The 16,660-nt window shown below is 62.3% G+C and carries 19 protein-coding genes; 15 read left to right on the plus strand and 4 right to left on the minus strand.

The features are described from left to right. Positions 1 to 2 precede the first annotated feature (2 nt). From glyS to QLQ16_RS14475, 4 genes are read left to right on the plus strand one after another with little or no spacing between them, the layout of a single operon-like run. Positions 3 to 2,192 carry a glycine--tRNA ligase subunit beta gene (gene glyS / locus QLQ16_RS14460; RefSeq protein ID WP_283225376.1) on the plus strand — a complete coding sequence of 730 codons (2,190 nt, stop codon included), beginning with the start codon at positions 3 to 5 and terminating at the stop codon, positions 2,190 to 2,192. Positions 2,193 to 2,199: 7 nt separating this feature from the next. Continuing rightward, positions 2,200 to 2,769 (plus strand): D-glycero-beta-D-manno-heptose 1,7-bisphosphate 7-phosphatase, encoded by a 570-nt coding sequence (gene gmhB, locus QLQ16_RS14465; RefSeq protein ID WP_283225377.1) that lies wholly within the window; start codon positions 2,200 to 2,202, stop codon positions 2,767 to 2,769. An 8-nt stretch (positions 2,770 to 2,777) separates the two neighbouring features. Then, the gene (locus QLQ16_RS14470) at positions 2,778 to 3,521 is read left to right on the plus strand and encodes a lysophospholipid acyltransferase family protein (protein ID WP_283225378.1); all 744 of its coding nucleotides are present in this window, start codon (positions 2,778 to 2,780) and stop codon (positions 3,519 to 3,521) included. A gap of 18 nt (positions 3,522 to 3,539) precedes the next feature. Continuing rightward, entirely contained in the window at positions 3,540 to 4,469 is a 930-nt protein-coding gene (locus QLQ16_RS14475; RefSeq protein ID WP_283225379.1) for a M48 family metallopeptidase, read from the plus strand. Here the strand turns inward: QLQ16_RS14475 and QLQ16_RS14480 are convergent. Next, positions 4,460 to 5,548 carry an MBL fold metallo-hydrolase gene (locus tag QLQ16_RS14480; RefSeq protein WP_283225380.1) on the minus strand — a complete coding sequence of 363 codons (1,089 nt, stop codon included), beginning with the start codon at positions 5,546 to 5,548 and terminating at the stop codon, positions 4,460 to 4,462. The two genes, QLQ16_RS14475 and QLQ16_RS14480, sit on opposite strands and share 10 nt — an antisense overlap. 123 nt (positions 5,549 to 5,671) lie before the next feature. On the opposite strand from QLQ16_RS14480, the gene QLQ16_RS14485 reads away from it, so the two are divergent. The 9 genes from QLQ16_RS14485 (at position 5,672) to QLQ16_RS14525 (ending at position 12,592) form a co-directional block, all read left to right on the plus strand. Beyond that, positions 5,672 to 6,076, plus strand: a complete 405-nt coding sequence (locus QLQ16_RS14485; protein WP_283225381.1) for a MerR family transcriptional regulator — start codon at positions 5,672 to 5,674, stop codon at positions 6,074 to 6,076. A 69-nt stretch (positions 6,077 to 6,145) separates the two neighbouring features. After that, positions 6,146 to 6,580, plus strand: a complete 435-nt coding sequence (locus tag QLQ16_RS14490; RefSeq protein WP_431310424.1) for a PaaI family thioesterase — start codon at positions 6,146 to 6,148, stop codon at positions 6,578 to 6,580. Between the two features lie 19 nt (positions 6,581 to 6,599). Further along, the gene (locus tag QLQ16_RS14495) at positions 6,600 to 7,781 is read left to right on the plus strand and encodes an isovaleryl-CoA dehydrogenase (protein WP_283225382.1); all 1,182 of its coding nucleotides are present in this window, start codon (positions 6,600 to 6,602) and stop codon (positions 7,779 to 7,781) included. 46 nt (positions 7,782 to 7,827) lie between these two features. Then, entirely contained in the window at positions 7,828 to 8,496 is a 669-nt protein-coding gene (can, locus tag QLQ16_RS14500; RefSeq protein ID WP_283225383.1) for a carbonate dehydratase, read from the plus strand. A gap of 44 nt (positions 8,497 to 8,540) precedes the next feature. After that, positions 8,541 to 9,722 carry an acetyl-CoA C-acyltransferase gene (locus QLQ16_RS14505; protein ID WP_283225384.1) on the plus strand — a complete coding sequence of 394 codons (1,182 nt, stop codon included), beginning with the start codon at positions 8,541 to 8,543 and terminating at the stop codon, positions 9,720 to 9,722. Between the two features lie 92 nt (positions 9,723 to 9,814). Further along, a complete protein-coding gene (locus QLQ16_RS14510) occupies positions 9,815 to 10,492 on the plus strand; it encodes an SDR family oxidoreductase (RefSeq protein WP_283225385.1) in 678 nt (225 codons plus the stop codon). A gap of 20 nt (positions 10,493 to 10,512) precedes the next feature. Beyond that, positions 10,513 to 11,640: an acyl-CoA dehydrogenase family protein gene (locus QLQ16_RS14515; RefSeq protein WP_283225386.1), complete on the plus strand. Its 1,128-nt coding sequence runs from the start codon at positions 10,513 to 10,515 to the stop codon at positions 11,638 to 11,640. A gap of 12 nt (positions 11,641 to 11,652) precedes the next feature. Beyond that, positions 11,653 to 12,084 carry a rhodanese-like domain-containing protein gene (locus tag QLQ16_RS14520; protein WP_283225387.1) on the plus strand — a complete coding sequence of 144 codons (432 nt, stop codon included), beginning with the start codon at positions 11,653 to 11,655 and terminating at the stop codon, positions 12,082 to 12,084. Positions 12,085 to 12,199: 115 nt separating this feature from the next. Next, positions 12,200 to 12,592, plus strand: coding sequence for a YchJ family protein (locus tag QLQ16_RS14525; protein ID WP_283225388.1), 393 nt, complete (start codon positions 12,200 to 12,202; stop codon positions 12,590 to 12,592). Here QLQ16_RS14525 and gloA2 read toward each other — a convergent pair. Next, a complete protein-coding gene (gene gloA2, locus QLQ16_RS14530) occupies positions 12,568 to 12,984 on the minus strand; it encodes an SMU1112c/YaeR family gloxylase I-like metalloprotein (protein ID WP_283225389.1) in 417 nt (138 codons plus the stop codon). The genes QLQ16_RS14525 and gloA2 overlap by 25 nt on opposite strands. A 60-nt stretch (positions 12,985 to 13,044) precedes the next feature. Here gloA2 and QLQ16_RS14535 point away from each other — a divergent pair, with 60 nt between their 5' ends. Continuing rightward, positions 13,045 to 13,692: an HAD family hydrolase gene (locus QLQ16_RS14535; protein ID WP_283225390.1), complete on the plus strand. Its 648-nt coding sequence runs from the start codon at positions 13,045 to 13,047 to the stop codon at positions 13,690 to 13,692. A gap of 84 nt (positions 13,693 to 13,776) precedes the next feature. Here the strand turns inward: QLQ16_RS14535 and QLQ16_RS14540 are convergent, their stop codons facing one another. Further along, on the minus strand, positions 13,777 to 14,679 hold the full coding sequence (locus QLQ16_RS14540) for a LysR family transcriptional regulator (RefSeq protein WP_283225391.1): 903 nt from the start codon (positions 14,677 to 14,679) through the stop codon (positions 13,777 to 13,779). A gap of 95 nt (positions 14,680 to 14,774) precedes the next feature. Here QLQ16_RS14540 and QLQ16_RS14545 point away from each other — a divergent pair, with 95 nt between their 5' ends. Next, a complete protein-coding gene (locus QLQ16_RS14545) occupies positions 14,775 to 15,761 on the plus strand; it encodes a sodium-dependent bicarbonate transport family permease (protein ID WP_283225392.1) in 987 nt (328 codons plus the stop codon). A 32-nt stretch (positions 15,762 to 15,793) separates the two neighbouring features. Here QLQ16_RS14545 and QLQ16_RS14550 read toward each other — a convergent pair whose 3' ends face one another. Continuing rightward, on the minus strand, positions 15,794 to 16,603 hold the full coding sequence (locus QLQ16_RS14550) for a MipA/OmpV family protein (RefSeq protein ID WP_283225393.1): 810 nt from the start codon (positions 16,601 to 16,603) through the stop codon (positions 15,794 to 15,796). Positions 16,604 to 16,660 lie beyond the last annotated feature (57 nt).

The following is a 16,660-nucleotide window of genomic DNA, read 5'->3' on the forward strand; positions in this document are numbered from 1 at the left end:
ACATGACGACACAAAATTTGCTGGTGGAATTGTTTGTGGAAGAGCTGCCGCCCAAGGCGCTCAACAAATTGGGCGCGGCCTTCGCGGGTGTGCTGGCCGAACAACTCAAGGCCCAGGGCCTGGCCTCTGCCGATGCGGTGGTGACTGCTTTTGCCTCGCCCCGCCGCTTGGCCGCCCATGTGACCGGCGTGCTGGCGCAGGCCGCTGACAAAGCGGTGCAACAAAAGCTGATGCCCGTGACGGTGGGCCTGGACGCGGCGGGCAATGCGACCCCCGCCTTGCTGAAAAAACTGCAAGCCTTGGGCGCCGACGTGAGCGATCCGGCTGCGGCCGTGGCCGCTTTGAAGCGTGCGCCCGACGGCAAGGCCGAAGCCCTGTTTTACGACAGCGTGGTCAAGGGCGCGACCTTGGCTGCGGGCCTGCAAAAGGCGCTCGATGAAGCCTTGGCCAAACTGCCGATTCCCAAAGTGATGCAGTACCAGCTGGAGACCGATTGCGAGTTGCCGGGCTGGAGCAGCGTGAACTTTGTGCGCCCCGCGCACAGCCTGATCGCTTTGCACGGCAGTGCCGTGGTGCCTGTCAAGGCCCTGGGCCTGACTGCTGGAAACAGCACCCAAGGCCACCGCTTTGAAGCCAAAGTCTCGCCCGTGGTGTTGCAACATGCCGACCAATACGCCGAGACCTTGAAGAACGATGGCTCTGTGATTGCCAGCTTCGCCGAGCGCCGCGCTGAGATCGTGCGCCAGCTCCAAGCCGCCGCCGCCAAAGTGGGCAACGGCGCTCGTCCGATCGAAGACGAGGCCTTGCTCGACGAAGTGACCGCACTGGTTGAGCGCCCCAATGTGCTGACCTGCCAGTTCGAGACCGAGTTCTTGGATGTGCCGCAAGAGTGCCTGATTCTGACGATGAAGGCCAACCAGAAATACTTCCCGCTGATCGATGCCTCAGGCAAGCTGACGAACCGTTTCTTGGTGGTGAGCAACATCACCCCCGACGACGCGTCGTTGGTGATCGGTGGCAACGAGCGCGTGGTGCGCCCGCGTCTGGCCGATGCCAAATTCTTCTTTGACCAAGACCGCAAAAAGACGCTCGAATCCCGCGTCGAAGGCTTGTCCAAAGTGGTCTACCACAACAAGCTGGGCACACAAGGCGAGCGCATGGCACGTGTCTGCGCCATCGCCCGTGCCATTGGTCAGCAAGTGGGTGGCGATGCGCTGGCGGCGCAAGCCGAGCAGGCCGCACGCTTGGCCAAGACCGATTTGCTGACCGACATGGTCGGCGAGTTCCCTGAGCTGCAAGGCATCATGGGCGGCTACTATGCCCGCCACGATGGCTTGAGCCCAGAGGTGGCCGAGGCGATTGAAGACCACTACAAGCCCCGCTTTGCCGGTGACGAGTTGCCCCGCAACAACGTCGGCTTGGTGGTGGCGCTGGCCGACAAATTGGAAACCCTGGTCGGCATGTTCGGCATCGGCAATGTGCCCACCGGCGACAAAGATCCGTTCGCGCTGCGCCGCCACGCGCTGGGGGTGATCCGCATGCTGCTTGAACGCTTGCCGGAGCAAGATATTCAAACTTTGCTGCGCACAGCATTTGGTAGTTTTGAGCATGCAGCACACTCGACAGAACTTGCTGATCGTGCAGCCGTTGCAGGCTCGGTGACTGCCTTTAATCTGGAAACGCCAGAGCTGGTCGCCAACTTCGTCTACGACCGCTTGTCGGGCAGTCTGCGCGAGCAAGGCTTCAGCGCCCAAGAGGTCGATGCCGTCATGGCCTTGCGTCCCGCCCGTTTGGGTCAGGTCAGCCAGTTCCTGTCGGCCGTGCGCGCCTTTGCGGCCTTGCCCGAGAGCCCCGCATTGGCGGCCGCCAACAAGCGCATCGGCAACATCTTGAAGAAAGCTGGTGAGGTGGACGCCCACGTCAACCCCGCGCTGCTGCAAGAAGACGCCGAGAAAAACCTGCACGCCGTGATGCAAAAGCTGTTGCCCGAATCCGAGGCGCAGTTCAAAGCCGGTGACTACACCGCCAGCTTGCAAACCCTCGCCGCGCTGCGCGCGCCGGTGGATGCTTTCTTTGACGACGTGATGGTCAATGCCGAAGAAATGGACCTGCGCCTGAACCGCCAAGGCCTGCTCAAAAGCCTGCACGTGGCGATGAACCGCGTGGCCGACTTGTCGCGTCTGGCCGCTTGATCGCCCCATGAACACCCACATGAAGCTCGTCGTTTTGGACCGGGATGGCACCATCAACCGGGCGAGCGAAGAGTTCGTCAAGTCGCCCGAGGAATGGCAGCCGCTGCCCGGCTCGCTCGAGGCGATCAGCCGGCTCAACCATGCGGGCTTTCATGTGGTGTTGGCCACCAACCAGTCGGGTTTGGGGCGCGGCCTGTTTGACATGGCCGCACTGAACGCTGTGCATGCCCACATGCTCAAGACATTGGCCGCCGCCGGTGGGCGCATCGATGCGATTTTCTATTGCCCCCATGCGCCCGACGAAGGCTGCAGCTGCCGCAAACCTGCACCGGGTTTGCTGCACCAAATTCAAGAGCGTTACGGCATCGACCTCAAGGGCGTGCCCTATGTGGGCGACAGCCTGCGCGACATGGAGGCAGCACACGCGGCAGGCTGCGCGCCGCACTTGGTGCTGACCGGCCGCCATCCCGATGTTCAGGGGCAGGCCTTGCCCGCAACCTTCCCGGCGGGCACCCAGGTGCACGCCGATCTGGCCGCCTTTGTCGATCACCTGCTGGGTGAAACGTCTTCCAATTGAGTGCCCCCATGAATTTCATCCGCGCTGTAATCCACATGCTCTGGATGGCCATCACGGTCATTCCTTGGGCGCTGTTTGTGGTGGTGGTTTCTTACTTCGTCAGCAGCACACGCCTGTATTGGATTTGCGCCGCTTGGCTGCGTTTGGCGGTGAACAGTGGCACCCGAATTTTGGGCATCCAAAACCGCATCCAGGGCATGGACAACCTGCCCCAAGGCGCGAAAGATCCGGCAGTCTTGCTGGTCAAGCACCAGTCGACTTGGGAGACCTTTGTGATGCCGGTGATCATGCCGCACCCGCTGGCCTATGTGTTCAAAAAAGAGCTGCTGAGCGTGCCGTTTTTCGGTTGGGCCATGGGCCGTCTGGACATGATCCACATCGACCGCAAGCAGCGCTCTCGCGCTTTTGCCAAGGTGGTGCAGCAAGGCCGCCGCCTCATGCAAGAGGGCGTGTGGGTCATCATGTTTCCTGAAGGCACGCGCATCCCGCGCGGCCAAAAAGGCGAGTACAAAACCGGCGGCGCCCGCTTGGCCATCGCGGCCGGCGTGCCGGTGATCCCGATCGCGGTGACCTCGGCGCGTTGCTGGCCGACCAAGGCCTTCGTCAAAAAGCCCGGCGTGGTGGACATCTCGATTGGCCAAGCCATCCCCAGCGTGGGGCGCGACGCCGACGAGTTGATGCGCGAAGTCGAAAACTGGATCGAAGCCGAAATGCACCGGCTCGACCCCGAGGCTTACCCCGCCTCCAACTGACCGAAGACGGGGCGAAGCATGCGCGCGCCACTGCAGTTTGTGCTGGACTTTTTCACCGGAGGCGATCCGGTGCTGCCTGCGCCGCACAAAGCGGCACCCACCGACCTTGCCGGTGCTGTGGCCAACCTGCCGCCATCGGCCGAGCCCCGGGCCGCACCCCAAGCCAAACCCCCATCTGATTTGACGCCGCCGCAGGCTTTGCCCGAGCCCTCGGGCTTTAGCCACCCCGCCGCCAACCGCCATGCCGTCTTGCATGGCATGACCGTGTCGTTTTTGTTCGAGCGCTCGCGCCGCCGCACCATCGGCTTCATGGTCGGTGCCGAAGGGCTGGTGGTGCGTGCGCCCAGCTGGGTCACTTTGCGCGAGGTGGACGCGGCCGTGCAAGAAAAAGGCGCCTGGATCGTCGCCAAGCTGCAGCAAACCCGGCAGCGCCAGACCGAGCAATTTCAGCAAGCCATCGAATGGACACATGGGGCGCACGTGCCCTTTTTGGGCGGCACGGTGCAGCTGTGCGTGCTCGAGCGCGGCACCCCGCAAGCCGCAGCCGCAGACGTGCAGCGTTTGCCTGTGAGTGTGCCGCCTGGCGCTTCGGCCACGCAGGTGCGCGAGGTGGCCGAGGCCTGGCTCAAAAAGCAAGCCCGCACCTTGTTTGAGCAGCGTTTGCAGCACTTCGCGCCCTTGCTGGGGGTGCAGTGGCGCAAGCTCAGTCTGTCGAGCGCCAGCACCCGCTGGGGCAGCGCACGCAGCGACGGGCACATTCGCCTGAACTGGCGGCTCATCCATCTGCCGGTCAGCCAGATCGATTACGTGGTGGTGCACGAGCTGGCCCACCTGCGCGAGATGAACCACAGCCCCCGCTTTTGGGAGACGGTGGGCGAAGTGATGCCCGACTACGCGCAGCGGCGCAAGGCCCTCAAAGAATCCCCGGTGGGGCTGGCTCAGGACTGAGCAGTTTTGAAGCGGTAAACGCCGTCGGCTTGCAGCTCGCGTTGCAATTGCCCACTCAGCCACAGCATGTGCAGGTGCGCCACCGACTCGCCCATGGCAAAGGTCATTTGGTGCACATTCAATGGGCGCTTGAACAGCACGGGCAACGCGTCGTGGGCCGACAAGGCTTGCGCGGTGCAGGCCTGCAGCAGCTCGCTCAGGCGTTCGTCGTGGTGAGCACGCAGCTGCGCAATGCGCAGCGCCGCACCCCTGAAAGGTCGGCCATGCGAAGGCAGCACCAAGGTGCTGTCGGGCAGGTCCTGCATTTTTGTCAGCGAGTCCAAAAACAACTGCAAGGCATTGCCCTGCGGCTCTTGCGCGTACACGCTCACATTGGTCGAGATCGAGGGCAGCAACATGTCGCCACTGATCAAGATGCCTCGCTCGGCGCAGTGCAAAGCCATGTGCTCGGGCGAGTGGCCAAAGCCACTGATGCAGCGCCAGTCCTGGCCGCGAATGCGCACCGTGTGGTCCGCCATCAAGCGCACATAAGCGGCTGGCACCTGCGGCACCATGCTGGGGTAATAGCCCACGCGGGCCTTGATCTGGGCCAGGTCATCGGTTTTGTTCCAGCCGTGGGCGGCATAGAACTTCACGGTCGGCTCGCCCCCGAAATTGGACACGCCCGACTGCGCCATCACCGCCGATTGGTATTCGCTGGTGCTCATCCACAAGGGGGCTTGCCAGCGCTCACACAGCCAGTGGGCCAGGCCCATGTGGTCGGGGTGCATGTGGGTCGCGATCACGCGCAAGATGGGCAAGCCTTGCAAGTGCGTGGCTTCGATGTTCAGCCAGGCCTCGCGCGTGGCGGGGTTGTCGATGCCGCAATCCACCACGGTCCAGCCTTCTTGCTCGGCGCCGGCCTGACTGGGGTGCGGCAAGCGGTCACGCAGCAGCCACAGGTTGATGTGGTCCAGCGCAAAGGGCAGGCCCATGCGCAGCCACAGCACGCCCGGGGCGACCTCGATCACGCTGCCAGTCTCGGGCAGCTGGTCGCCAAACGGGTAGTCCAGCGTGGAAGAGGGGGCGGAGTTGGACATGCAGGCAGTGGTTTGGGTTAGCATTCGCTCAATTGACGTTACGTTAACGTCAAACGTGAAAAGCATTCTAGGTGGGCGCCCCTTCGCGGACCTGTCCCCAGTGCGCAAAGTCGGAGTACCCCCATGGCCAGCACCTACACGATCAGCGACCTCGCTCAGGAATTTGACCTGACCACGCGGGCGATCCGTTTTTACGAAGACATGGGTTTGCTCGAGCCTGAGCGCTCCGGGCCGGGGGGGCGCAACCGGGTGTATTCGTCACGTGACCGCACGCGCCTCAAACTCACGTTGCGGGCCAAGCGCCTGGGCCTGTCGCTCACCGAGGCCAAAGACCTGATCGACATGTACGACAGCCCGCGCGACACCGTGCCGCAGCTGAAAAAGTTTTTGGTCGTGCTGGCCGAACACCGCCAGCAACTCGAATCGCAGCTGGCCGATCTGGAGGCCACGCTGGACGAGGTGAAAACCCACGAAAAAGAAACCAAAACCCTGCTGACCAAGGCCTCCAAAATGGCCTCGGGCGGGTAAAACCCTGATTGACGTTTACGTAAACGTCAATTACAGTCAGGGCTTCTGAAGTTTCACCATCCCACAGCTGTGACCCCTCCTGTTTCTGCCCGCGAACGCGTTGCCCGCAGCCTGGCCCGCCAAGGCCTGATGCAACATTTGGGCGTGCGCTTGTTGTCCGCCAGCGAAGGCCATGTCGAGTTGGCCATCCCCTACAGCGACAAGACCACGCAGCAGCAAGGCGGCTTTCACGGTGGCGCCATCGGCGCACTGGCCGACATCGCCGGTGGCTATGCGGCTTTGACGGTCATGCCCGAAGGCATGGAAGTCGTGACGGTGGAATACAAGATCAATTTTCTGGCCAGCCACCAAGGCGGCGAAATCCGCGCCATCGGCAAGGTGATCAAGGCCGGCCGCCGCGTGGTGGTCACCTCTGCCGAGGTCGTGCACATCGATGCCGACGGCAAAAGCTCACCATGCGCGGTGATGCAACAAACACTGGCCCCCGTGCCGCAAACCTATTGAGAACCTCTGGAGACTCCCCATGAACAACCTGCCCGGCCTGAATTTCCAACTCGGTGAAGACATCGACGCCCTGCGCGACGCGGTGCGTGACTTCGCCCAAGCCGAAATCGCCCCCCGCGCCGCCGAGATCGACCGCAACGACCAGTTCCCCATGGACCTGTGGCGCAAGATGGGCGATCTGGGCGTGCTGGGCATCACCGTGGGCGAGGAATACGGCGGCGCCAACATGGGTTACTTGGCCCACATGGTGGCCATGGAAGAAATCTCGCGTGCCAGCGCTTCGGTGGGCCTGTCTTATGGCGCCCACTCCAACCTGTGCGTCAACCAGATCAAGCGCAATGGCAATGAAGCCCAGCGCGCCAAATACCTGCCCAAGCTGATCAGTGGCGAGCACGTCGGCGCCCTGGCCATGTCCGAACCCGGTGCAGGCTCGGACGTGTTGAGCATGAAGCTCAAGGCCGAGGACAAAGGCGGCTACTACCTGCTCAACGGCAACAAGATGTGGATCACCAACGGCCCCGACGCCGACACGCTGGTGGTTTATGCCAAGAGCGAGCCCGAGCTGGGCGCCCGTGGCGTGACGGCCTTTTTGATCGAAAAGGGCATGAAGGGCTTTTCCATCGCGCAAAAGCTCGACAAGCTGGGCATGCGTGGCAGCCACACTGGCGAGCTGGTGTTCGAGAACGTGGAAGTGCCGGCCGAAAACATCTTGGGCGGCCTCAACAACGGCGCCAAGGTGCTGATGAGCGGCCTGGACTACGAACGCGCCGTGCTGACCGGTGGCCCGCTGGGCATCATGCAGGCGGTCATGGACAACGTGATCCCCTACATCCACGACCGCAAGCAGTTTGGCCAGAGCATTGGCGAGTTCCAGCTGATCCAGGGCAAAGTGGCCGACATGTACACCGTGTTGCAAGCCGGTCGCAGTTTTGCCTACACCGTGGCCAAGAACCTGGACCTGCTGGGCGCCGAGCATGTGCGCCAAGTGCGCAAGGACTGCGCTTCTGTGATTTTGTGGACCGCCGAAAAAGCCACCTGGATGGCGGGCGAAGGCGTGCAGATTTTTGGCGGCAACGGCTACATCAACGAATACCCGCTGGGCCGCTTGTGGCGCGATGCCAAGTTGTACGAAATCGGCGCGGGCACCTCCGAGATTCGCCGCATGTTGATCGGCCGCGAGTTGTTCGCCGAGACTTGCTGAAATCCGCTGGTAACCCACGTCTTTGCTGCACTGCGACAATCGACGCATGAGCGAATCACTACAGCACCTTTTTGACAACAACCGCGCTTGGGCGCAAAGCATGGTCCGGCAGGACCCTGCTTACTTTTCGCGCCTGGCCAGCCAGCAAAACCCCAAGTACTTGTGGATCGGCTGTTCTGACAGCCGCGTGCCCGCCAACCAGATCACCGGCTTGGACCCGGGCGAAGTGTTTGTGCACCGCAACGTGGCCAACCTGGTGGTGCATTCCGATCTGAACGCCTTGTCGGTCATTCAGTACGCGGTCGATGCCCTCAAGGTCGAGCACATCATGGTGGTGGGCCATTACGGCTGCGGTGGTGTGTTGGCCGCCGCACGCGGCATGCGCGTGGGCCTGGCCGACAATTGGCTGCGCCATGTGCAAGACGTGCATTTGCGCCATCGCCAGCGCCTGAACCATCTCGCGCAAGCCGAACTGGAAACCGCCCTGTGCGAGATGAACGTCATCGAGCAAGTGGGCAACGTCGCGCTGTCCAACGTCATGCAAGACGCCTGGAGCCGGGGCCAAAAGGTCACCGTGCACGGCTGGATTTATGGCCTGGACAACGGCCTGGTCAAAGACCTCGGTGTGAGCATGAGCCACGCCGGTGAAGTGGTCGATGTGTTCCGCAACGCTTTCAAACGCTACCCCCGTGGTGGCATGCTGCCTGCCGCGTGACCCTGTCGGGTGGCGTGGTGATTTTTTACTGATTGGAGAAAACCATGTCCGACCCCATCGTCATCGTCAGCGCTGCCCGCACCCCCATGGGCAGCTTTCAAAGCGACTTCGCCAGCCTGTCTGCACACGACCTGGGTGGCGCCGCCATCAAGGCCGCAGTTGACCGTGCAGGCATCAGCCCAGAACTGGTCACCGAAGTGCTGTTTGGCAACTGCCTGATGGCCGGTCAAGGCCAAGCGCCTGCTCGCCAAGCGGCATTCAAAGGCGGCTTGCCCAAGAGCGCGGGTGCGGTGACCTTGTCCAAGATGTGCGGCTCGGGCATGCGTGCCGCGATGTTCGCGCACGACATGTTGGTGGCTGGCACGCACGACGTGCTGGTGGCCGGTGGCATGGAGAGCATGACCAACGCGCCTTACCTCATGCTCAAGGGCCGCAGCGGCTACCGCATGGGCCACGACCGCATCTTTGACCACATGATGCTCGACGGCCTGGAAGACGCTTACGAACCCGGCCGCAGCATGGGCACCTTTGGCGAAGACTGCGCGGCCAAATACAGCTTCACCCGCGCTGAGCAAGACCACTTTGCCACCACCAGCGTGCAGCGCGCGAAGGCCGCCACCGAGTCGGGCGCCTTTGCCGCCGAGATCACCCCCGTTGCGGTGAAAGACCGCAGCGGCGAGCGCGTGGTGTCCATCGACGAAGGTCCCGGCAAAGTCAAGCTCGACAAAATCACATCGCTCAAGCCCGCCTTCAAGAAAGACGGCACCATCACCGCCGCCAGCAGCTCGTCCATCAACGATGGCGCAGCAGCCTTGGTCATGATGCGTGAGAGCACCGCCGCCAAGTTGGGCTGCAAGCCTCTGGCCCGCATCGTGAGCCACGCCACCCACGCGCAAGAGCCCGAGTGGTTTGCCACCGCCCCCGTGGGCGCGACGCAAAAAGCCTTGGCCAAAGCCGGCTGGAAAGTTGAAGACGTTGATCTGTGGGAAGTCAACGAAGCCTTTGCCGTGGTGCCCATGGCGCTCATGAAAGAGCTGAACGTGCCGCACGACAAGGTCAACGTGAACGGCGGCGCTTGCGCATTGGGTCACCCCATCGGCGCATCGGGCGCCCGCATCATGGTCACCCTGATCCATGCGCTCAAAGCCCGTGGCCTCAAGAAGGGCTTGGCCACGCTGTGCATCGGCGGCGGCGAAGGCACGGCGGTGGCGCTGGAATTGGTTTGATGGTTTTCTTGTAGGAGTCTGCCCTGCAGGCGATGGGTGGTTTATCCGATACCCATCGCCTGCAGGGCTGGCTCCTACAAAAACAAGCCAACATGAACACCGTCCTCCTCATCGGCGCCTCACGCGGCATCGGCCACGAACTGGCCCGTCAGTACCTTGCAGACGGCTGGCGCGTGATCGCCACGGCCCGCTCTGACGAAGGGCTTTCGAGCCTCAAGGCGCTCGGCGCGCAAACCCTGCGTCTCGATGTGGCCAACCCGGCCAGCAACTCGGGCCTGTCTTGGCAACTCGACGGTGAAAAAATCGACCTGGCCATCTACGTCGCGGGCGCGATGGACCGCGCCAGTGCCAGCACGCCGCCCACCCGCGACAGCTTTGATGCCGTGATGCACACCAATGTGATGGGTGCGATGCAGGTCATCCCCCAGATCGTGCCCATGGTGCAAGAGGCGCAAGGCGTGATCGCCTGCATCAGCTCCATCATGGGCAGCATGCAAGAGACCACCAGCGGCCATGCTGCGCTTTACCGCGTGAGCAAGGCCGCGCTCAACATGGTGGTGCGTTGCACGCAGGCCGAGCAGCCGGGCATCACCGTGTTGGCCATCCACCCCGGCTGGGTGCAGACCGACATGGGCGGTGCACAAGCGCCCCTCACGCCTGAGCAAAGCGCGAGCAGCTTGCGGCAGACCTTGAACCATATTCTTGAACAACGCGACCCGAAACACCGAGGCGCATTTTTGAACCACCACGGCCAGCCGCTGCCGTGGTGAGCCGATAAAGAAAGACCGACATGCTGTTGACCTCCGACCAGGAAATGATCCGCGACGCCGTGCGCGACTTTGCACAACGCGAGCTGTGGCCCCATGCCGCCGAGTGGGATAAAAAACACCACTTCCCCAAAGACGTGCACAAGGGTCTGGCCGAATTGGGCGCTTATGGCATCTGCGTGCCCGAAGAGCTGGGCGGCGCAGGTCTTGACTATGTGACGCTGGCGCTGGTGCTCGAAGAGATCGCGGCCGGTGACGGCGGCACCAGCACCGTCATCAGTGTGACCAATTGTCCCGTGAACGCCATCTTGATGAAGTTTGGCAACGCGCAGCAAAAGAAGCAGTGGCTCGAACCTCTGGCGCGCGGCGACATGCTGGGCGCGTTTTGCCTGACCGAGCCGCATGTGGGCAGCGATGCGTCGTCTTTGCGCACGACGGCGGTGAAAGACGGCGACAGCTACGTCATCAATGGCGTCAAGCAGTTCATCACCAGTGGCAAGAATGGTGATGTGGCCATCGTCATCGCCGTCACCGACAAGGGCGCAGGCAAAAAAGGCATGAGCGCCTTTCTGGTGCCCACCAATGCCCCAGGCTATGTGGTGGCGCGTCTGGAAGACAAGCTCGGCCAACACAGCAGCGACACCGCACAGATCAACTTTGACAACTGCCGCATCCCGGCTGAAAACCTGATTGGCAAAGAAGGCGAAGGCTATGGCATTGCCCTGGGCGGCTTGGAAGGCGGGCGCATCGGCATCGCCGCGCAAAGCCTGGGCATGGCCCGCAGCGCACTTGATGTGGCGATTGACTACGCCAAGCAGCGCGAGAGCTTCGGCACCGCCATCTTCAACCACCAGGCCGTGGGTTTTCGCTTGGCCGACTGCGCCACGCAACTCGAAGCCGCACGCCAGCTGATCTGGCATGCGGCCAGCCTGCGTGACGCGGGCCGTCCTTGCCTGAAAGAAGCCGCCATGGCCAAACTGTTCGCCAGCGAAGTGGCCGAAAAGGTTTGCTCCGCTGCCATCCAGACCCTGGGCGGCTACGGTTATGTGAGCGACTTCCCGGTCGAGCGCATCTACCGCGACGTGCGCGTGTGCCAGATCTACGAAGGCACCAGCGACGTGCAAAAAATCATCATCCAGCGCGCGCTGTAAGAGGAGCCCAGCATGCCCATCACCAAAGGTTTTCAGGCGCTTGTGAACGAGGCCATGGCCCAGGTCACGACCTACAGCGTGGACCAAGTCCGTGCCCGCTTGGCCGAGCCGAATGTGCAGATCGTGGACATCCGCGATGTGCGCGAATTGGAGCGCGAAGGCACAGTGCCCGGCGCCTTGCTCGCGCCGCGCGGCATGCTCGAATTCTGGGTGGACCCGGCGTCTCCGTACTTCAAGCCGGTGTTTGCCGACGAAAGCAAAGAGTTCATCTTGTTTTGCGGCGCGGGCTGGCGCAGTGCGCTGGCCACCCAAACCTTGCAAGACATGGGCATGACCAATGTCGCCCACATCGACGGCGGTTACGCCGCCTGGAAAAAAGCCCACGCGCCGATGGTCACGCTCGAGCAGCACAAGGCCGAGAGCGCTTCGCGCAAAGGCGCTTGATGTCTGATCCCCGTAGGTCGGCGGCTTCAGCCCCGACAAGCTGAACCACCCAAATTCGTCGGGTCTGAAGCCGCCGACCTACAGCTCAGCCTGAAATTAACGACGAATCCAGCCCATGAATTTGACACCCTGTCCCTGTGGTCGCACGAACCCCAAAGGCCAAGTACTGAGCTTGGAGGCTTGCTGCGGCCCCTACCACGCAGGCCAAGCCGCGCCCGATGCCGAAAGCCTGATGCGCTCACGCTACAGCGCCTTTGTGCGAGGCGATGTGCCGTATCTGCTGGCCACTTGGCACGGCAGCCAGCGGCCCGCCACGCTCGAACTGGAAGCGGGTGCGAAATGGCTGGGTCTTGAGATCAAACAACACCGCATCACAGGTGAGCACACCGCTGAGGTGGAATTCGTCGCCCGCTTTCGTGTGGGCGGCAAGGCCATCCGTCAGCACGAGCGCAGCCGCTTCGTGCGGGAAGAGGGCCGCTGGTATTACGTCGATGGCGACGTGCTCTGAGCGGGCACTTCGTACAGCTCCAGCGGCAGCCCGTCTGGGTCTGCAAAAAACACAAAGCGCTGGCCGGTGTATTCGTCGGTGCGAATGGTTTCAACGGCGATACCATGTGATGCCAGATGCGCCTGCCATGCGTCCACATCGTTGACCGCAAACGCCAAATGCCGCAGGCCCTGTGCTTCGGGGTAGCTGGGCCTGGCTGGCGCGCCTTTGAAAGAGAACAATTCCACCTGTCCACCATCGGGAAGCGCCAGGTCCAGCTTCCAGGAGTCTCGTGCCTGGCGGTAGTTCTCCGCCAGCATCTTCAGACCCAACACCTCGGTGTAAAAGCGCTTGGAGCGCGCATAGTCCGAGCAAATGATGGCGGCGTGGTGGATGCGAAGCAGAGGCGTCATGGGCTGGTCAACAAGTCAGCCCCGTAGTGTGCCTGCAAGCGCAGCCCTTATGATCCCCGCATGACATTCCAAGCCATTTTGTTTGACTGCGACGGCGTGCTGGTGGACAGCGAAGCCATCACCTGCGGCGTGCTGCGCGACATGTTTGAAGAGCAAGGCTGGCGCATGACCCTGGCCGAGTGCATGCAGCGCTTTGTGGGCCACACCGTCAAAAGCCAGCGCGTGACCATCGAGGCGAACACCGGCCAGCCGCTCACCGATGAATGGTTGCAGCAGTTTTTTGAGCGCCGCAATGTGCGCTTGCAAGAAAGCATCACCGCCATCGAAGGCGTGCACGAAGCGGTGGCGCATTTGCATGACCATTGCCAGGGCCGCATCGCGGTGGCTTCGGGCGCTGACCGTTTCAAGGTCGAGATGATGCTCAAGCAGGTGGGCCTGCATGATTTTTTTGAAGGCCGCATTTTCAGCGGCCACGAGATGCCGCGCAGCAAGCCGCACCCCGATGTGTATCTGGCCGCTGCCGCGCATTTGCAAGTGGACCCGGCACACTGCCTGGTGGTCGAAGACACCACAGTGGGCATCACGGCGGGTGTGGCCGCTGGCGCCACGGTGTGGGCTTATGCCGCGCCACCAGCGCCGCACGAGCCACTGCTGCAAGCCGGTGCTGCGCGGGTGTTCACGGGCATGCACGCGCTGCGTTTGTCCTGAAGGTCTGACGCTGGTCATGCCAGCGTACATGCCCGCTCAATGGCCGCTCAATGGCCGCTCAATGGCCGCTCAATGGCCGAGTGCTCAGCCCTTGGCCCAGCGCTGGGCTTCTTGCATCAAGTGGCTGCGAAAAACCGCCGCAATCGGCGAAATCTGCCGGGCCTTGGGATAGACCAAGTGCCATTGCGAGGGGATCGGTGTGCCGCTCACGGGCAGCAGACACAGGTCTTTGCTGAGCTCGGTTTTTTTCAGGGCGTGTCTGGAAATCACGGCCACGCCCAAGTGGCCCGCCACCGCTTCTTTGATGGCTTCGTTGCTGCCCAGTTCCAGCCTTGAATCGGGCTCAAAACCTTGTGACTCGAAAAACCGATCGGTCGCCAGGCGTGTGCCCGAGCCGCGTTCGCGCAACAAAAACCGCTCGCCTTTCAGCGCACCCAGCGTCAGCCGCTTGCGCGCAGCCAAGGGGTGTCCATGCGGGGCGATCAGCAGCAAAGGGTTGTCCAGAAATACTTGGTCTTCCAGTTCCATGTCGGCAGGGGGTGTGCTCATCACGTACAGGTCATCGCGGTTGTCGCGCAGACGCTGCACCACCCCATCGCGGTTGAGCACTTCGAGTGAGATGTCGATGTGCGGATGGCTTTCGCAAAAGCGGCCCAGCAAGCGCGGCACGAAGTACTTGGCGGTGCTCACCACCGCCACACGCAGACGGCCTTGCGTCAGGCCTTGCATGGCGTGGATGTTTTGCTCAAAGCGCTCCCACTCGTCCACGATCTGGCGCGCCGTCTGGGCGAGCTTTTGCCCAGCATCGGTCAGGTACAGCTTGCGCCCGATGATGTCGTACAGCGGCATGCCCACCGACTCGGTGATCTCGCGCAGCTGCATCGATGCGGTCGGTTGCGTCACGTGCAGTGCGCGTGCGGCGGCGCTGACACTGCCGGTTTCCGCCGTGGCCAGAAACAGGCGCAATTGACGGAAAGTGATGTTCATAGATTTTTACTGATGTATATGTATTTAAAAATCGATTTTACTTGATGAATTTATTTGACCAAAATCGCAGGCAAAACCAAACATGAGAATGTCCGATGCCTGCCCTTGTTGACCCCGCGATTTTGTTTTTTGTGTTCGGCGTGTTCGCCGGACTGGTCAAATCCAATCTGGAAATCCCACCGGCCATTTCCCGTTTTCTCTCGCTCTACCTGCTCATGGCCTTGGGCCTCAAAGGGGGCTTTGCCTTGGCCCAATCGGGCCTGACGGCCCAGGTCGCCATCGGCTTGAGTCTGGCGGTGGGCTTGGCCATGGCCGTGCCCTGGGTGAGCTACACCGTGCTGCGCCGGTTCTTGGGTGGCTTTGATGCCGCTGCCTTGGCCGCCACTTATGGCTCGGTCAGTGCCGTGACTTTCATCACGGCCATGAACCATTTGGAAAGCCATGGCCTGAGCTACGGCGGGCACATGGCTGCAGCCATGGCCTTGATGGAGTCGCCGGCCATCATCTTTGCGGTGCTCATGGCCAACCGCTTGCGCAAGCAGACCGAACTCGCAGGCGTGGCGCACGGCAAGCCCGCCACTAGCCACGTGTCGATGGGCAAGATCTTGCATGAATCGTTCACCGATGGCGCGCAGTTGCTGCTTTTGGGCGCGATGCTGATCGGCATGTTCAGCGGGGAGTCGGGACGTGCCGCCATGCAACCTTTTTCAGTGGACTTGTTCAAAGGCATGCTGGCCTTTTTCTTGCTCGACATGGGCCTGATGGCCGCGCGCAATCTGCCGGGCTTGCGTGGGCAGTCGGTGTGGTTGGTGGCCTATGGCCTGTTGGCCCCCTTGTGCCACGCAGCGGTGGCCCTGGGTTTGTGCTGGCTGCTGGCGGTGCCGGTGGGCGATGCGGTGCTTTTGATGGTACTGGCCGCCAGTGCCTCCTACATCGCGGTGCCCGCCGTGCTGCGCTACGCCATCCCCGAGGCCAACCCGTCCTTGTATGTGGGCTTGTCCTTGGGGCTGACGTTCCCCTTCAACATTTTGTTGGGGATCGCGTTGTACACGCGCCTCGCTGCTTGGGCATTGGGCGCTTGAGTCGGCAGGCCCTGCGTGCGCGCCGGGGTGGCTCAAAAACGGTAGTTGGCAAACAGGCCGTAGCTGGCCTGATTCTTCTTGTCCACCGTGGGGCTGCCTGCTGCATCGCCTTGCAGCTGGGTCAGGCCCAGCTTGGCCGATAGGCTCCATTCACGGGTGAGTTGGTAGTCGGCCCCGGCGGACAGGCGCAGTGCGCTCAAGCCCGCACCGGCTTTGTAGGCGGCATAGCCGGTGTTGGCGCTTTGTGTGTCGCTCACGCCGTAATAGGTGCTGGCGTAGCGGCTGTCCACCCACGTTAATCCTGGGCCGACGCTCAAAGACAAGCGGTCGGTGGGGCGGATGCGGTACATCACATCCAACATGGCCCGTGTGCCCTGCGCGTGTCCGCCCACATCGCTGACGATGCTGGCGTTTGCTGCCCAGGCGCCCTCGGTGTAACTGCCCGTGAGGGTGCCCAAGGTGGTTTGCTCGATCGTGCCGAGTTGAGAAAAGTTGTTGTTCTCGTTGCCCTTGCGCGGGTTGCCCAAGCTGGTGCCTACGCCCACGCCCAAACGCCATGGGCCGTCTTGCATCAAGGTGTAGCTCACACCCACGGGCACACCGGCGCCGGGCAAGGCGCCGATCTGCCATCGGCCATGACTGGCGCTGAAGGTGGGCATGGCGCCCACGCGTGTTTCGCTGCTGCCCGGGTATTTGGGTTGCGAGATGAGGCCCATGCCGACACTGAATCGCCAGGCTTCTTCATCCACAGCTTGCGCGTGTGCAGCCACTGTCAAACCGATGCAACTGATGGCCAGCAAGAGCTTGGCGTGTGTGAGGGTGGGGGGTGTGGGTGATGGCATGGAACCTCTGGGTGTTGTGTCGCCGCAAGACAGTTGCAGTGATCGACGGCGATTGTG

The organism is Limnohabitans lacus (assembly GCF_030053395.1).
Classification (GTDB): domain Bacteria; phylum Pseudomonadota; class Gammaproteobacteria; order Burkholderiales; family Burkholderiaceae_C; genus Limnohabitans_A; species Limnohabitans_A lacus.

What these genes read in the sequence shown, in the direction of transcription:
- gloA2 (WP_283225389.1), bottom strand. Translation starts at nt 12,984, where the DNA reads ATGACGCCTCTGCTTCGCATCCACCACGCCGCCATCATTTGCTCGGAC.
- QLQ16_RS14505 (WP_283225384.1), top strand. Translation starts at nt 8,541, where the DNA reads ATGTCCGACCCCATCGTCATCGTCAGCGCTGCCCGCACCCCCATGGGC.
- QLQ16_RS14545 (WP_283225392.1), top strand. Translation starts at nt 14,775, where the DNA reads ATGCCTGCCCTTGTTGACCCCGCGATTTTGTTTTTTGTGTTCGGCGTG.
- QLQ16_RS14475 (WP_283225379.1), top strand. Translation starts at nt 3,540, where the DNA reads ATGCGCGCGCCACTGCAGTTTGTGCTGGACTTTTTCACCGGAGGCGAT.
- QLQ16_RS14495 (WP_283225382.1), top strand. Translation starts at nt 6,600, where the DNA reads ATGAACAACCTGCCCGGCCTGAATTTCCAACTCGGTGAAGACATCGAC.
- QLQ16_RS14550 (WP_283225393.1), bottom strand. Translation starts at nt 16,603, where the DNA reads ATGCCATCACCCACACCCCCCACCCTCACACACGCCAAGCTCTTGCTG.
- QLQ16_RS14535 (WP_283225390.1), top strand. Translation starts at nt 13,045, where the DNA reads ATGACATTCCAAGCCATTTTGTTTGACTGCGACGGCGTGCTGGTGGAC.
- gmhB (WP_283225377.1), top strand. Translation starts at nt 2,200, where the DNA reads ATGAACACCCACATGAAGCTCGTCGTTTTGGACCGGGATGGCACCATC.
- QLQ16_RS14485 (WP_283225381.1), top strand. Translation starts at nt 5,672, where the DNA reads ATGGCCAGCACCTACACGATCAGCGACCTCGCTCAGGAATTTGACCTG.
- QLQ16_RS14520 (WP_283225387.1), top strand. Translation starts at nt 11,653, where the DNA reads ATGCCCATCACCAAAGGTTTTCAGGCGCTTGTGAACGAGGCCATGGCC.
- glyS (WP_283225376.1), top strand. Translation starts at nt 3, where the DNA reads ATGACGACACAAAATTTGCTGGTGGAATTGTTTGTGGAAGAGCTGCCG.
- can (WP_283225383.1), top strand. Translation starts at nt 7,828, where the DNA reads ATGAGCGAATCACTACAGCACCTTTTTGACAACAACCGCGCTTGGGCG.
- QLQ16_RS14510 (WP_283225385.1), top strand. Translation starts at nt 9,815, where the DNA reads ATGAACACCGTCCTCCTCATCGGCGCCTCACGCGGCATCGGCCACGAA.
- QLQ16_RS14540 (WP_283225391.1), bottom strand. Translation starts at nt 14,679, where the DNA reads ATGAACATCACTTTCCGTCAATTGCGCCTGTTTCTGGCCACGGCGGAA.
- QLQ16_RS14525 (WP_283225388.1), top strand. Translation starts at nt 12,200, where the DNA reads ATGAATTTGACACCCTGTCCCTGTGGTCGCACGAACCCCAAAGGCCAA.
- QLQ16_RS14470 (WP_283225378.1), top strand. Translation starts at nt 2,778, where the DNA reads ATGAATTTCATCCGCGCTGTAATCCACATGCTCTGGATGGCCATCACG.
- QLQ16_RS14480 (WP_283225380.1), bottom strand. Translation starts at nt 5,548, where the DNA reads ATGTCCAACTCCGCCCCCTCTTCCACGCTGGACTACCCGTTTGGCGAC.
- QLQ16_RS14515 (WP_283225386.1), top strand. Translation starts at nt 10,513, where the DNA reads ATGCTGTTGACCTCCGACCAGGAAATGATCCGCGACGCCGTGCGCGAC.